Below are 14,925 nucleotides of genomic sequence, written 5' to 3' on the forward strand. Positions count from 1 at the left end.
GAGGGGAGGGGAGCGAACAGGCACCTCGTCACACCGAACACCGAGCGAGAGAGAGGGACCTCGGAAAGTGCCTGGCACCTGCACCGCCCGGTGCGCTTGCCCGCCTCTCGCCGTCGAGGTCGAAGCGCACGGGGCGACCTTCGCCATCGGCGAGCCAGAGGCCGCGACCGCTCCAGGTCTCGTTGGCGGATCGCACCGTCCAACCGCGGCGGCCGGAAACCTGGGGTCGAGGAGCCAGCCAGGCACCCGCTCGTGCTTGCGCCGCGCGCCCGCCCAAGGGGAAACTCTGCGGCTGGCGATCCCGTCCTCGACGATTCGAGCAGGACTGAGCTTCATCTCACCGCCGGCCACGTCGAAGCCGCCGTCGTGGACATCAACACCCGGAGGCGGTCCGAAGTGGATCTGTCGAGGCGAAGCTGCAGGAGTTGGGACGGATTCCGTGACCCGGTGAGGCCCACACCGCAACGAACGGACGAACGACCGCAATGAACGAGTGCTTCCAGTTCTTCTTGAAGAAGTTCGGAGAGCCGTGTTGCTCCCGACCCGTCGAAGGCACACATCTCGACCGCTACCGCGGACGCGTGCCGCAGCTGCTCCTCGACGTCTGGGTGAGCCACGGCTTCGGCGGCTATCGCGACGGCCTCTTCTGGCTCGTCGATCCGGCCGATTACGAAGGGGTCCTCGAGCGCTTCCTGGCGCCGACGGCACTCATGGGGCTCGACGAGTACCAGGTCATCGCGCGAACCGCTTTCGGGGCGCTCGAGGCGTGGGGTAGAACGAGCGGGCCGAGCCTGCGCATCGACCCTGCCCACGGATTCATGCTGTCGGCCGACTGGGCGCGGCCTTGGATCGCGCAAGGGAAGGAGCACCTGACGGCCGAGTCGTTCTTCGCCAGCCGCGAGCCTGCGCAGGCCGACTTCGCCGGCGAGGACGAGACGCCCCTCTTCGCGGCCGCGCTCGAACGGCTCGGACCCCTTTCCGAGCGCGAGATGTACGCTTTCGTGCCGGCGCTCGCCCTAGGTGGAACGGCGCGAATCGATCGCCTGGAGAAAGTCGAGATCCTCCCGCACCTCGATCTGCTCGCCGAGCTCGGACCGTTGCAAGTTCTCAGGGGTCCGAGTTGAAGACGGTTCGCAACGGTCCTTGGTATCAAGCCGCCCTTCGGTCGCGCCGGCCTCGGAGCGTGGAATCGCTTCCCGACTCACGCCCTACGCCACCGTCACCTCGAAGACGCAGCGCTCGCTGCCGCCGAGCTTGGACTCCTTGAGCGTCGCCTGGACCGGTTTGCCGAAGACGGTCTCGAAGGCCTCTTTCTGGTAGCCGACCGAGCAGTTGCACCAGGTGGCCGGCGTGCGCTTCGGGTGAACGAGCGGGCAGCCGCAGGGGCCGGGGGCGACGGCCACGGTGACGACGCCGCGCGGCTTGTCCCAGGTGAACTCGGTCCCCCAGGCTTGCTTCGCGGCGGCGAAGTAGCCCTCGGGGTTGCCCTTGAAGGTCGAGACGAGCGAGCCCAGCTTGGCGCACTCGCGGCCGGTCTTCTCGAGCACCGAGGCACAGGTGGCCGGCGGCACCTCCGCGGCGAGGAAGCCGACCATCTTCGCCAGTTGATAGCGCACGAAGGCGAGCTTCTGCTCGTCGGCGGACGGCTCCGCGGCGACCGCCGCTGCCGGCGTCCCGAGCCAGGAAAAAGCGCAGCTGCAGAGCCCCGCGCCGCAGGCGCTCTTCAGGAACTCCTTGCGATCCATCGTCACTCCCTTCCGGGCACCGCGCCGGGTGCCACTGTTCCTCTCGAGTGGTACGCCGCGGTCGGAGCCAACTTCGATGGGCAGTGCGACGGCGGACAACGGGCCTCTGCCGCGTCGCTGCGGCTTGTCAGTCCCAGGAAACGTCGATACAGTGCGATGCGACAAGAACAGCACGCCCCGCCGCGATGCCAACGATCGCCATTCACGGACCGTCCGGATCCGACGACCGATCAGCGAGGGAGGAAGCGATGACGCCGAGCGCGACGCGGAAGAACCCGTTCTGGCCCGAGATCACCGACCTCGAGTCGGCCGCGAGCGCGGCCAGATCGGGGTTCTGGGCGGCGGCGATCGTCGCGGCGGTGACCGCGGCGGTGGCGACGTGGGCCGCCGTGTCGGGTGCGAGCGTCCTGTCGATCAACAGCTGGGCCTACCTCGACGCGATCTTCTTCGCCGTGATCGCGTGGGGGATCCGGCGCTACTCCCGGGCTTTCGCCGTCGCCGGCATGCTGCTCTTCACCGTCGAGAAGGCTCTCCTGTTCGTCGAGAACGGAGCGGCCGGCTGGCCGCTGGCCCTCGTCCTCCTCCTGATGTTCATCGCCGGAGTCCGGGGCACGGTCGGCTACCACCGCTACGCGGCTCGCGCGGCCGAGGCGGGCCGCCCGCCGGCGCCGTCGATCGAGAACCGGCCTGGGGTGGCCGGGTGAGGACGGGGCACCCGGCGCGGGTCGCGGAGGAGCGGCGGCGCTGCGGGACCTGAGAGGGGCGCCGCACGCCCTGCCGCTCTCCGTGCTCGACGTGCGCGAGATCGTGCGCTCGATCGGCACCGAGATGGCGCTCGCGGGTGGGGCGGCGCTCGACGCGGCCGGAAGGCTGGCGCCGGGAACGGGGACTCCGGTCGTGTAGAAGCACCCGGCAGTTCCTTTCGTGCAACCCAGCGTCCTCGACCTGCACCTCGCCGATGGAGCGATGCTCGCGCTCGTGCCGCGCGCCGTCGCGCCGTTCAGCGTGGGTCGGGTGGCATTCCGGACGGCATCCCGGACGGCGGGCGATCGTCGTCGGTGACCACCAGCGTCCGTGCGGCGAGATCGCCCAGGCGCTGCCAGTTGTCGGTGAGCGCGACGAGCAGCACGCCGACGAGGAAGTTGAAGAAGCCGTCGACGAAGGTCAGCAGGTTCCTCACCAGCGCCCGCCAGAAACCGCACGGGGCGAGGTCGGTGCCGAGGACGCGGATGCGCATCAGGAGCTTGCCGGGCGTCTTGCCCGAGCGCCCTTCGGCGACGCTGAAGGCGATCAGCACGAGAAGCGACCAGAGGATCGCCGCGGCCATCAGCGCGAAGATGCGCAGGAACGGCTCGAAGCCGTCGGCCTCGACGAAACGCTCGGGGTCGCTGAAGGTCTCGAACATCGAGTAGAAGAGCGCGAGCGGTCCGAGGCCGAGGACGAGCGCGTCGACCACCTGTGCCCAGGCGCGCTGCCAGAGCGAGGCGAAGCGCCGCGTGACGGGGCCGACCGTGTAGGTCTCGACGCGATGCTTGCGCATCTGCGCGCTGAGGATGAAGGCGAGCAGCAACGAAAGAACCATCGGGACGAGCTGCGGCACGACCATCATCACCATCATGCCGCCGCCGAAGGGGAAGGGGGAGCCCTTCACCGCGACCGTGCGAGCCACCGTGGCCCCGTCGAGCTCGACGAGCTTGCGACTCCCGGGCAGGGTCTGGCTGAGGAGGAGGAGCTTCGATCCCGCCCCGCGCACGGTGCCGTTCCAGGTCGAGAGGCCCTGGAGGTCGGGAAGCGCCGTGCGCTCGGCGCCGCCTGCGGTGAGCACGAGGCGGGCGAAGTGCCGCGCCTCCTGCTTGCCCTCCTCGCCGACGACGACCACCGGGACCCCGCCGACCGCCGCCGCGCCCCAGCGCCGGCAGCAACTCGAAGCCTCGCCGGCAGCGATCCACTCCCGGGCATCGAGAGCGCGATGGTAGAGGGTGCAGCTCGCCGTCTGATGGACGCGGGCGTCTTCGCAGGCTTCGGCGACGAGGTGGGGCACGCCGCCGGTGTCGACGACCTCCAGGCGACCGAGCGACTCCCACTCCGACGGCGGCTCGAGCTCGATCGGCTCCTGCTGCCACTCGGCGTGGCCGCCGTCGACCACCAGCCGGGCGAGGCTCGACAGCCGACCGCGGACGAGCACCGTCGGCCGCCCGCGATCGAGAAACGGCGCCGAAGCGCGCGCCGGTTTCGCGGCACCGGCGAGCCGGGTGAACTGCCCGTGGGAGTAGTAGCCCGCGTCCTCGGAGCCGATCACCCAGAGGCGATCGCCTTCGGGCAGCAGCTCGATCGCGGCCTCGCTGTGCGATGGGCCGCCGGCCTCCAGACCGAGAGCCACGGGCTCGCCGGCCGGCGCGAGGTCGGCGAGCCGCACGTGATGCAGCGTGACCTTCGTCGCCCCGGGATGCGGCTTGGCGAAGGAGGCCGTCTGCGCGGTCTCGACGTACCAGAGCTCGCCCTGCCAGGGCACGGCATGGGCGAAGTCGTCGATCTTCAAGCCCTGCATCGTGACCGCCGGGAGCATCACGGCGAACATGACGACGATCGGCAGGAGGAACTGGATGACGAAGAAGACGGCGCCGAGCACCCCGGCGACGAGGGTGAACTGACGCTTCGACTCGGCGGAGACGTAGCCCGGGCTGGGCTCGGGGAGGTGCGGCACGGTGGACATCGGGGTGTCCTTTCTCGGTCGTCGGACGACGAGGAAACGCTAGCACCGTTGCGGCACGACGGCGAGATCCGAGGACGCGGCACCGACGCCGCGCGACGAAGGCCACCGCCGTCGCTATCGCCGGGCGTCGGCGCTCGCGCATAATCGCCGCGAGATGAGCGATCTCGCCGCGCGGCTCGACGCGATCGAGCGCATCCCGCTCGCCCGCCTGCCGACGCCGATCGACGAGCTGCCGCGCCTGGGTGCCCACGCCGGCATCGCCCGGCTGCTGGTCAAGCGCGACGACCAGACGGGGCTGGCGCTCGGCGGGACGAAGGCGCGCAAGCTCGAGTACGACCTGGTCGAGGCGGTGCGGCAGCGCGCCGACCTCCTGGTGACGATCGGCGGCACCCAGTCGAACCACGCGGCGATGACCGCGGCGGCGGCCCGCCGGCTCGGGCTCGAGGTGAAGCTCGTCCTCGGCGGTCCGGACTTCGCGGCCTGCGAGGGCAACCTGCGGCTCGACCTGCTCTTCGGCGCCGAGATCCGCTACCTCGTCGACGACGACGCCAACGACGCGCTCGCCGCGGCGATGGCGGCCTGGGTCGACGAGCTGCGGGCCGCAGGGCGGCGGCCGTTCGCGCTGCCGATCGGCGGCAGCACGGGGCTCGGTGCTCTCGGCGCGGTGCGGGCGATGCGCGAGATCGCCGGGCAGCTCGCCGGGACGCTCGGCGACGGCGCGCTCCAGGTGGTGACCGCGGTCGGCTCGTGCGGCACCTTCGCCGGTCTCTGGCTCGGCGCGCGCTGCTTCCTGCCGCGCGCGCGCGTGGTCGGCGTGAGCGTCTCGCGCACGGCCGCGGCGATTGTCGAGCGCACCGCCGAGCTCGCCGACGAGGCGGCCGAGCGGTTGGGTCTCCCGGCGTCGGTCGCCGAAGGGGCGATCGAGTGCGACGACCGCGACGTCGGCGAGTACGGCGTGCCGACGGACGCCGGGCAGGAGGCGATCGAGCTCGCGGCGCGGCTCGAAGGGCTGGTGCTCGACCCGGTCTACACCGGCAAGTCGATGAGCGGTCTGCTCGGTCTCGTTCGTCGCGGCGTGCTCGACCCGGCGGTGCCGACCCTCTTCGTCCACACCGGTGGCCTGCCGATCGTCTTCGCCTTCGCGTCGCCTCCGTCGGAGGTGGCGGCGATCACCCGCATCCCTCGCCGCGGACGGTGAAACGATGACGCGACGCGTCCGGCAGGCCGGCCTGTCCCTCCTCTTCGCCCTTCTCTCGAACGCCGCGGCGGAGGCCTGCGAGCCGTCGCGGATCGCCGCGCTCGTCGCCGCTCTCGACACTGCGCTCGATGACCACGCGGCCGAGACGCGCTTCGCCGCGGCGACCGCCCTCGGCACCTGCGGCACCGCGGCCGTGCCGGCGCTCGTCGTGGCCAGCGACGCGGCGCCGGCAGGGGTGCGGCAGGGGGCGGTGCGCGCCCTCGGGTGGATCGCCGCGGCGGGGAGCGACGGGCGAACGGCGGTGCTTTCCGTCCTGCCGGCGCTCACCGCCCGCCTCGCCGACCCCGAGCCGCTGGTGCGCGAGGCCGCGGCCGAGGCGCTCGGACGGTGCGGTCCGCCGGCGAGCGCAGCGGTCCCAGCGCTCGTCGCCGCCTTCGCCGACGAGGACCCCTACCTCGGCGGTGCGGCGGCGGTGGCGCTCGGCAGGATCGGGGCGGCGAGCGTGCCGGCGCTCGGCGAGGCGTTGGCCGACCCGCGGGAGGGCGTCCGCCAATCGGCGGCGATCGCCCTCGGTCGGCTCGGTTCGCGCGCCGCGCCGGCCGTCGCGGCGCTCGCCCGCACCCTCGCCGACGGGAGCGCCGTCGTGCGCGGGATGGCGGCGACGGCGCTCGGCGAGATCGGTCCGCCCGCCGGCGAGGTGCTGCCGTCGCTCGTCGCCGCGCTGTCCGATCCCGACGAGGCGGTGCGGCGTGCGGTGCGCACGGCGATCGGGCGGATCTCCCCGTCCTGGCACGCTCGGCCGCCGGGGCGCGACGAGGTCGTCGCGACGATCGAACGGCTGGTACCGCAGCTGATGGCGGAGCATCACGTGCCGGGGGTGGCGATCGCGCTGATCGACGAGGGGCGCGTCGCCTGGCAGAAGAGCTTTGGCGTGCGCGACGTGGCGAGCGGTGCGCCGGTCGAGCGCGAGACGCTCTTCGAAGCCGCGTCGATGAGCAAGCCGGTCTTCGCGATGATCGCCATGCGGCTCGTCGAGCGCGGAGCGCTGCCGCTCGACCGGCCGCTCGTCGAGCTGTCGCGCGAGCGGGCGGTGCCGGACCTCCCGGAGCGCCGGCGGATCACCGCGCGGATGACGCTCGCGCACACCAGCGGTCTGCCGAACTGGCGGCCGGGCGACGAGGAGCGCGAGGGTCCGCTGCCGCTGCTCTTCGCGCCAGGGAGCCGCTTCAGCTACTCCGGCGAGGGGATCTTCTACCTTCAGCGCGTGGTCGAGGAGCGGACCGGACTGCCGCTCGATCTGCTCGCCCGTCGCGAGCTCTTCACGCCGCTCGGTCTCACCGGCTCGAGCTTCGTCTGGAACGAGACGGTCGAGGCCCGACTGGCAAGCGGGCACACGGCCGAGGGCGCCTTCCTCACCCGCTCCCGGTACACGCACCCGAACGCCGCCTACACGCTCTACACCAGCGCCGAGGAGTACGCGCGGCTGCTCGTCGCGATGCTCGAGTCGGCGGAGTCGGGCACGCCGCTTCTCGAGCGTCGCACGGCGCGCGAGATGCTGCGCGGGCAGGTCGAGCTCGACGCCCGCGACCCGATCGAGCGGCCCGGTGCGGCGCAGGGGACAGCGGTGGCATGGGGGCTCGGCTGGTCGCTCAACCGCACGGCGGGCGGCACGATCTACCACCACAGCGGTGCCAACCGGACGGGCTTTCGCAGCTTCAGCCAGTTCTCGCCGCCGCGGCGCTCGGGCCTCGTGGTGTTGACCAACAGCCTCGGCGGCGGGGAGCTGTGGACCCGCCTCGTCGCCGCCGTCGGCGACCTCTGAGACGACGCGCGGCCCCGCCTCAGCTCGCGGGAGCGGCGGCCTCCCGGCACGCGCGCGCCAGCGCCGCGGCCGTCACTCCGCCGTGCGCGTCGTGCCAGACGGGGCTTCCGGAGCAGAGCAGGATCGCCTGGGGCGACTCGTGCCGGATGCCGAGACGCACGGCGATCGCCCGCGCGACCGGGCGGTCGCCGACCACGTCGACACGGTAGACCGGGACCTGCGGGTGCTCGCTGGCGAAGCGCTCGACCTCGCGCTCGGCGCGGAACGAGACCGGGCAGATGGGGCTGTGTTTGTAGACGACCGCCAGGGGCTCGGCGAGCGCGGCGTCGAGGGCTCCGGGAGTCGCGAGGTTGCGATCGGACATGCCGCGAGTCTAACGCCCGCCGGCGGCGCCCGGCTCGGGCAACGACCGAGGAGATGGCGCGCGAGGCGCCTACGGCGGCTGTCAGACCCGCTGCCGGCGCCCGCCCTGTGGCGTCCCTCGAGGCGGGTCACCGCGAGGTCGGCGACGCCGGATGGGGCCGTCTACTCCCAGCGCGCGAGCATCAACTCGAGCTCGTCGCGGTGCTTCGTCTCGTCGGCGATGAGGTTGTCGAGCTCAACGACCAGGCCGAACTCCTCGAGCGCCTCGGCCTGCTTGCGCCGCTTGATGTAGCGCGCAATCGTCGCCTTCTCGTCGGCGAGGGCGTTGATCAGCATCTGCCGCTCGTCCCGGGCCTGCTTCACCGGTGCGGGGACGGTCGCCGGGTCGCCGCCGAGGGCGACGATCTTGTCGCACAGCATCTGGGCGTGCAGCATCTCGTCCGGGATCTCGGCGGCGAAGAAGTTGCGCAGCTCCTGGCGCCAGGGGCCCTTCACCTCGCTGGCGTAGGTGCGGTAGGTGATGATCGCGGCGTACTCGTGGGCGAGATCCTCGTTGAGCCCGTCGACGAGCTCCTTCCTCTTCGTCTTGGCCACGCTGTCCTCCTGGGATCGGGTCCGGGTTCGGGGGCGGGTCCGCAGCCCCTCGTGCAAATCATACGCGGCCGGGCCCCGTTCGGCTCAGAACGGCGCGCCGAGCGCGAAGTACCAGCGGTCCTCGCCGGCGTCGGTGCGGCCGTAGGCGAGGTAGACCGGGCCGAGGAAGGTGTCGAGCCCGACGAACAGGCTGCCGGCGGTGACCAGGTCGTCGACGCCGGCCTGGTCGCGATCGAGCCAGACGTTGCCCGTCTCGAGCGAGGCCCCGAGGTAGAGCGGCAGCGCGAAGATCCGCGAGAGCTTGCCGCCGGTCTGGCGGTAGTACACCAACCGCGCGAGGGCGAAGTGGCGGCCGTAGAGGCTCTCCGGCACGGTCCCCGAGAGGTTGAGGAAGCCGCCGAGCGAGAAGAGCTCGGGCGGCGGCTCGGAGGAGAGCGTCGAGCCGCCGGCGAGGCCGCCGTAGAGGGTGTGCCGGCCGTGGCTCCCGGCGAGCATCAGGCTGCCCGCGGCGACCTCGGCGTCGCTGTCGGCGCCGAGCGCGGTGAGCGAGCGCGAGAGCTCGAGGAAGCCGCGGGCGCCGCGGCGCGGGAAGGCGACCGAATCGAAGGTGTCGGCGAGGAGCCGCAGGTAGAGGCGGGCGTCGTCGAACTCCTCCCCGCTCCGCTGGGCGGTCACCACCCGCGAGCGCAGGTCGCCGCTCTCGCGCTCGATGCCGAGCCGCGCCTCGCCCCACTCGCCCAGCTCCTGGCCGAGGTCGAGCGCTCCCGAGGTGGAGGTGCGCCGGAAGAGCGCGACGACGTCACCCTGCGCCGAGATCGGCACGTCCTCGCGCCGCACCTCGAGGCGGGGCGCGAAGAAGAAGCGGCCCAGCGAGACCGGCAGGTAGAGCTCCGAGCGCAGCAGCTGGTCGTCGCCGATGCGCAGGTCGGTGCGCCACTCGGCCCCCAGCGGCGACAGCTCGAGGACGTTGAGCCGCAACCCGAGGCTCCAGGCGGTGTCGCCCTGCAGGTCGTCGGCGAGCCCGAGCCCGAAGCGCAGGTAGCTCGTCCCCCGGCTCTTGCGCTGCGCCACGATGTCCAGCACCACGCCGTGGCGCTCGCCGGGGAGCAGCTCGTAGCCCACCTTCTCGAAGAGGTCGAGCCCGTAGAGCCGTTCGAGGTCGCGTTCGACCTGGGCGCGGTCGAAGAGCTTGCCGGGCCGCACCGTCATGCGGCGCGACAGCAGGGCGGTGTCGAGCCGGGTGTCGTGGGCGAGGCGGATCTCCTCGAGCTCCGGCGGCGAGGTGCTGCGCTGCGCCTTGCGCGCCGACCAGGCGGCCCAGGCCGCCGGCGATACCGCGAGCGGGGCGAGGGCGTCGCTGCGGGCCCGCGCTCCCGCTTCGCCCAGGGCGATGGCGTCGGCCGCTGCCGCGAAGTCGGTCGAGCGCAGCTCGCCGAGCTCGGGCAGGAGGGCGACGTCGCGGGCCCCGAGCGAGGCGAGCTGCCGGTTGGTCGAGTGGCGCATCAGGATGGTCAGCATCTGGTCGCCGATCCCCACCGCCGAGCCGAGCTCCTGCCGCGTGACCGGCCGGGCCGAGACGTCGACCGCCACGATGATCTCCGCTCCCGCCCGGCGCGCCACGTCGACCGGCAGGTTGTTGGCCACGCCGCCGTCGATCAGCAGCCGGTCGCCGCGCGTCACCGGGGCGAAGACCCCCGGCACCGCCATTCTGGCGCGGAGCGCCGAGACCAGATCGCCGCTGCCGATCACCACCTCCTCGCCGCTGACGATGTCGGTGGCCACGGCACGGAAGGGCACCGGGAGGAGGTCGAAGTTGTCGACGGTGGCGACGTGGAGGGTCATGGCGCGCAGCAGCGGCCCGAGGCGCTGGCCCTGGACGAGGCCGAGCGGCAGGGTCGCCCTGCCGTGTTGCAGGCCGATCCGGGGCCTCATGAACAGGCCGTCGTCGTCCTGGCGTCGCCGGAAGGCGAGCATCTCGCGCGGCGGCTTGTCGGCGAACGCCTGCGCCCAGTCGAGGCCGGCGATCCGCTCCTCGATCTCGGCGGCGGTCAGACCCGAGGCCCAGAGGCCGCCGACGATCGCGCCCATCGAGGTGCCGACCACGAAGTCCACCGGCACGTGCAGCTCCTCCAGGACCTTGAGCACCCCGAGGTGCGCCGCGCCCCGGCCGCCGCCACCGGAGAGGACCAGGCCGACGCGGGGCCGCGGTGCGGTCGGGGGGACGGCGGCCGGGGGGTGCCTCCCCGGCGACCGCGGTGCCCCCGAGCAGCAGCGTCACCAGCAGCGCCCGGGGAATGGACCGCCGCGCCCGGGACGCGGGGCGGGCGACGAGGGTGGGGCCCATCGCGCGTCAGTCTACCCGTCGCCCGGGCCAGCGGGCCGCCGGGTGGAGGAAAGATCAGTAGGAAGGAGGGCCGGCTGCTACAGAACGGGCCACACCGCCGTCCATCCCGACAGGTCACCCCATTCCCCGCCGTCGTTGTAGAAGGGCCGATCCGAGGCGACCCAGTCAGGGCTCGTGACGCCTCCGTAACCAGACGCGGTTCCCAGAAACAGGGTGTGACTGTTGCCGCTGTTGTCCGTGCTCGTCGTTCCGGAACCTTCGTCCAGCCACCACTCGGCGATCCGGCTGTCGATCGGGGTCCCTGCGTCCCACATCGCCGCGCGGATCTCCACCGCGCTGAGCGCCCGATCGTAGATCCGGATCTGGTCGATGCTCCCCTTCCAATAGGTAGCGCCGCCGAACAGGCTCGAGCCGACGAAGAGCTCCGTCGAGCTCGGGGTCGTCGGCAGTTGCGCGAGGTTCGACCCGGTCATGACGCCGTTCATCCACACCGTGACGAGACCGCCCGACAGGCGACCCGCGAGATGGACCCAGCGACCTGGCTCGATGGGCCAGACGGAGGTGGCCACCTGGGCGACGTCCTGGTCGTCGTTGAACGTCGCGAAAGCCGGCAGGTGAGAGTACGTTGCAGTGCTCAGCGCCCACCCCGTGTAGTTCATGTTCTTCGCCAGGATGAAGTTGTAGTAGGTCGTCGGAAGGAGATCGGGCTTGACCCAGACCATCACGGTGAAGTCGCCCGGCGGGTCGAGGTCGGGCGCGTCGGCAACGGCCGCGAAGTCGGCGACGCCGTCGTAGCGGAGCGCCTGGCCCTGGGCAAGCACCACCGCTGCCTGCAGTGCCGTCAACAGGATGAGCGTCATTCGGCGAAGACTGGTTCTCATGAGGTTCTCCCTTCGGCTGGCGGCTTGGTCACAACTGCCTTTCCCCCAACGGATCGGCTCGGAGCTCACTTCGGGGCGCTCCGGATTTCTCGGCTGCGGCCTCGGACCATGTGTGCGAGACCGGGAATCACGGCCTTCGCCTGCGCGGACTCCTCCTCGAGCCCGGACGCCGACCGGCAAAGCGGTCACCGTCCTTCGCGCAGAAACCCTCTCGCAGGAGGGTCTCCCGGTGTTCCCGCTCGTTTGAATGACTCTGGGATCGTAGCGGCGCATTCTGAGCCCGGACATGACGGTCGTCATGTCCGGGCTCAATCGAGCGGTTCCAGCAGGAGAGCGACCGCTGACCTCGAGGCTGCCGCGGCGCTGTGGCCGCATCCAGGCTCGGCTGGCTGAGCGGGAGGCCATCCGGTGCTCCCGTCTCCGCTCAGGGCGTGCAGGTGGCGAAGGCGTCCGTGTCCTGGATCGGCTGGAACTGCGAGCCCAGGGAGTTGCGATAGGTCCGCGCCTGCCCCGTCGAGGTATCGGTGACGGTCAGCGTCACCTCGACGTCCGTCAGCCCGGCACCGAAGACCCAGAAGCGCGGTGCGGACGGGAAACCGCACGCATCCAGCACCTTCACCACCAGCTCGACGTTGGCGTCGTTGAAGAACCAGAAGTAGCCCGTGTCGGCCGTGAGCTTGACGGCGTGTCCGTCTCCTGACTGCTGCTGAGCGGTCCGCCACCTCGCCTCGACCCTGAACCGGTTCTGGTTGAGGTAGAGGGCCGTGTCGGACGGAGCGTCCGGGTCGCCGACCCGCGCCGGGGTGGAGTGAGCCGCAAGGTCAGCGGGCGAGCTCGCGCCCTGCGACAGGGTCGTTCCCGCCGCGGTCCCGGCCTCGCCGGCGCCGCAGGTCGCGAAGGTTCCGGTGTCCTGGATCGGAGCGAACGGCGTTCCCATCGGGTTGACGTAGTCGTGGACCTGGCCGCTCGCCATGTCCGTGACGGTCATCGTCACGGCGACATCGGTCAGGCCCGCGGAGAAGATCCAGAACCTGGGCGAGCCCGGGAAGCCGCAGGCGTCGAGGACCTTGATCAGGGTCTCGAGGTTGTCCGGACCGAAGAACCAGAAGTAGCCCGTGTCGGCCGTCAGCTGGTGGGCCTGCCCGAGCCCGTTCTCGCCGCTCAGGGTGACCCAGGAGGCCTCGACGCGGAACCTGCTGCTCTGCAGGCAGAGGTGGGTCGGATCCGCCGTGCAGGTCGCGGTCGGCGCGCTGGCGCGAGAGTACGAGAGGACGTTGCCGCTGGCGTCGAGCGCGAACTGGTAGCGGGTGCCGCGCCAGTCCAGGCGGTTGACGTGCCCGACGGCATCGCGGCCGAGCGCGACCGCCCACCGGTCGATCCGCGCCGGGGCCGCCGTGCTGGTGACCCGGTAGAACAGCGTCTCGCCACCGCCGCGCGAGTAGACGTCGGCGAAGAAGAGGAACTGGTTCAGCGGTTCCCGCCTGCCGCTGTCGAATCGGGCCAGCGCGACTTCGAGGAGCTTCGCAGACTCGGTGAACCACGCGTTCGCGGTGGAGGCGAACAGCTCGCCGGGGTAGTCGCGGAAGAAGCACTCGGGCAGCGGTCGCAGGTAGTTCAGGGAATCACAGCCCGCTTGGGCGAGGAGCTGGGACCTCCGGAGCGCGCGCGCCGGATCGCGCGCCACCCAGTGGCCGTCCACGATGTGATTCAGCTCGTGGTCCAGCGCGCCGGTGAAAAGGTCCGACTCGCCGGGGGGAACCTCCGGCGGAAACGGATTGGCCACTGCGGCGCCGATCGGCGCCGAGAATGAGTTGACGGCCCCACCCTTGCCCGAGAAGAACTCCGACCACCCGAGCTCGGGCGGAAGGCCGGGCCATGCGTCGTCGGGGTTCTGGATGAGCGAGACGAACGCGATCCTCCGAAGGTCGTGGAGCTCCCCCGGCACCGATCGCAGGAGGTCGGCGAGGTAGGCCTTCTGGCTCGCGTCCAGGCCGGCGTTGTCCATGACCAGGATGCGGTGATCGCGAAGGAGCTCGGTCAGTGCGGGTGGGAAGTGGCCCGCGGTGGCGATCTCGGATCGGACGGCGGAGGTGTCGGGGGCCGCTTGCAGCCAGATATTGAAGAGTCGCTCGCGCGCGAAGGCGAAGTACGACGCCACCTCCGGATCGTGGCGCCGGTCCTTGCGCAAGGACGCCTCCGCCGCGACGCCAGTTCGATCGCGAAGGAGCGCGGAGAAGAAGGCGTGGAGCTCGGCGCGGCCGGGGTCGTCGGGCCGGCTCAGGCTGGCGATCGCCGACGCGGCCTGGAGAGCCCCGAGGTAGCTCCGGCGCAGCGCGGCGTCGGCCTGGAATGCGGCCGGCAGGTCGGAAGGATGGGCGGCGTGCGCGGCGAGCAGGCGCTCCTCGATCGATACGGGGTCGGCGTAGAGCAACGACGCCTGGGGGTGGAAGAGGTGGAATTGGGGGGTATACGGGCCGGCGAAGTTGTCCGTGGGGTCGGTCACGGTGTCGCGCGCGAAGAGGATCCCGAAGGCTTCGGCGAGGTCGCCGAGAGGCCAGGGGCCGGCCGTCGACACCGGCCACCCGAGGCCGGTGAGCAGCAGCCCGCCGCCGCCGTCGACGTAGGCGCGGAGCGCCGCGATCTCGGCGGCGGTGAAGGGCGCACCGAAGGCATGGGAGACGACGACGAAACGCTTGCCTGCGAGACCGGCGGCGGTGACCGGGCTCGCGATGTCGGACAGGGAGTACCCCTGCCCGAGCCAGACGTCGAGGACCTGGCTCTCCGGCCATTCCCCGTGGCCGGTGGTGAGCCCGACGACGCCGGGCGATCCCCCCGACAGGAAGGTCGCGAAATTCTGCGTCAGCCTCCGGTTGTCGAGCTGGTCGAGGCTGATCCCCCAGCCGTTCCATTGCGCGGCCACGATCCGTCCGCTGCCCGACGTGCGGGCGGCGACGACGCAAGAGGACAGGGAGGCGTCGGTGTCGCCGCTGACGATCGACGCCCAGTCGGAGGTGCGGGCGACGAGCGAGCTCACCTGGTAGGGAGTGCCGGTTCGCGACACGCCGGCCACCAGGGGAGCGTAGCTCGTCGCGGCGAGGGCGCGGGACGGTAGAATCGCCAAGAGAGCGGCCGCCAGGAGCGGAACGAGTGCGTGGGAGCGGCGCGGGGTCGAAGTTGGAATCGTCATGGCTTGCCTCCTCGTGCGTTCGTCTGCCGCTCCGGGGGCGCTCTCGGGGACCGGGTTTCGGAGGTCGTCCGCCCGATC

General features: G+C 71.7%; 11 protein-coding genes. 4 read left to right on the forward strand and 7 right to left on the reverse strand.

What is annotated here, in order from left to right; translation table 11 throughout:
- Nucleotides 1-485: 485 nt before the first annotated feature.
- Nucleotides 486-1,124 (forward strand): DUF1851 domain-containing protein, encoded by a 639-nt coding sequence (locus IPJ17_07180; GenBank protein QQR75350.1) that lies wholly within the window; start codon nucleotides 486-488, stop codon nucleotides 1,122-1,124.
- Nucleotides 1,125-1,208: 84 nt separating this feature from the next.
- Here IPJ17_07180 and IPJ17_07185 read toward each other — a convergent pair whose 3' ends face one another.
- Entirely contained in the window at nucleotides 1,209-1,745 is a 537-nt protein-coding gene (locus tag IPJ17_07185; protein QQR75351.1) for a hypothetical protein, read from the reverse strand.
- Nucleotides 1,746-1,993: 248 nt separating this feature from the next.
- On the opposite strand from IPJ17_07185, the gene IPJ17_07190 reads away from it, so the two are divergent.
- The gene (locus IPJ17_07190) at nucleotides 1,994-2,449 is read left to right on the forward strand and encodes a hypothetical protein (GenBank protein ID QQR75352.1); all 456 of its coding nucleotides are present in this window, start codon (nucleotides 1,994-1,996) and stop codon (nucleotides 2,447-2,449) included.
- Nucleotides 2,450-2,745: 296 nt separating this feature from the next.
- Here the strand turns inward: IPJ17_07190 and IPJ17_07195 are convergent, their stop codons facing one another.
- A complete protein-coding gene (locus IPJ17_07195) occupies nucleotides 2,746-4,458 on the reverse strand; it encodes an RDD family protein (protein QQR75353.1) in 1,713 nt (570 codons plus the stop codon).
- Nucleotides 4,459-4,612: 154 nt separating this feature from the next.
- Between IPJ17_07195 and IPJ17_07200 the strand changes: the two genes are divergently transcribed.
- Entirely contained in the window at nucleotides 4,613-5,656 is a 1,044-nt protein-coding gene (locus tag IPJ17_07200; protein ID QQR75354.1) for a D-cysteine desulfhydrase family protein, read from the forward strand.
- A gap of 4 nt (nucleotides 5,657-5,660) precedes the next feature.
- Entirely contained in the window at nucleotides 5,661-7,478 is a 1,818-nt protein-coding gene (locus IPJ17_07205; protein ID QQR75355.1) for a serine hydrolase, read from the forward strand.
- A gap of 19 nt (nucleotides 7,479-7,497) precedes the next feature.
- On the opposite strand, the gene ytxJ is transcribed toward IPJ17_07205, so the two are convergent.
- The 5 genes from ytxJ to IPJ17_07230 form a co-directional block, all read right to left on the reverse strand.
- A complete protein-coding gene (gene ytxJ / locus IPJ17_07210) occupies nucleotides 7,498-7,842 on the reverse strand; it encodes a bacillithiol system redox-active protein YtxJ (protein QQR75356.1) in 345 nt (114 codons plus the stop codon).
- Nucleotides 7,843-8,003: 161 nt separating this feature from the next.
- Nucleotides 8,004-8,435, reverse strand: coding sequence for a ferritin-like domain-containing protein (locus IPJ17_07215; protein QQR75357.1), 432 nt, complete (start codon nucleotides 8,433-8,435; stop codon nucleotides 8,004-8,006).
- 84 nt (nucleotides 8,436-8,519) lie between these two features.
- Nucleotides 8,520-10,625 carry a patatin-like phospholipase family protein gene (locus tag IPJ17_07220; protein ID QQR76112.1) on the reverse strand — a complete coding sequence of 702 codons (2,106 nt, stop codon included), beginning with the start codon at nucleotides 10,623-10,625 and terminating at the stop codon, nucleotides 8,520-8,522.
- Nucleotides 10,626-10,856: 231 nt separating this feature from the next.
- A complete protein-coding gene (locus IPJ17_07225; protein QQR75358.1) occupies nucleotides 10,857-11,660 on the reverse strand; it encodes a LamG domain-containing protein in 804 nt (267 codons plus the stop codon).
- Between the two features lie 424 nt (nucleotides 11,661-12,084).
- A complete protein-coding gene (locus IPJ17_07230; protein ID QQR75359.1) occupies nucleotides 12,085-14,847 on the reverse strand; it encodes a hypothetical protein in 2,763 nt (920 codons plus the stop codon).
- Nucleotides 14,848-14,925 lie beyond the last annotated feature (78 nt).

Source organism: Holophagales bacterium (genome assembly GCA_016699405.1).
Classification (GTDB): Bacteria; Acidobacteriota; Thermoanaerobaculia; order Multivoradales; family JAGPDF01; genus JAAYLR01.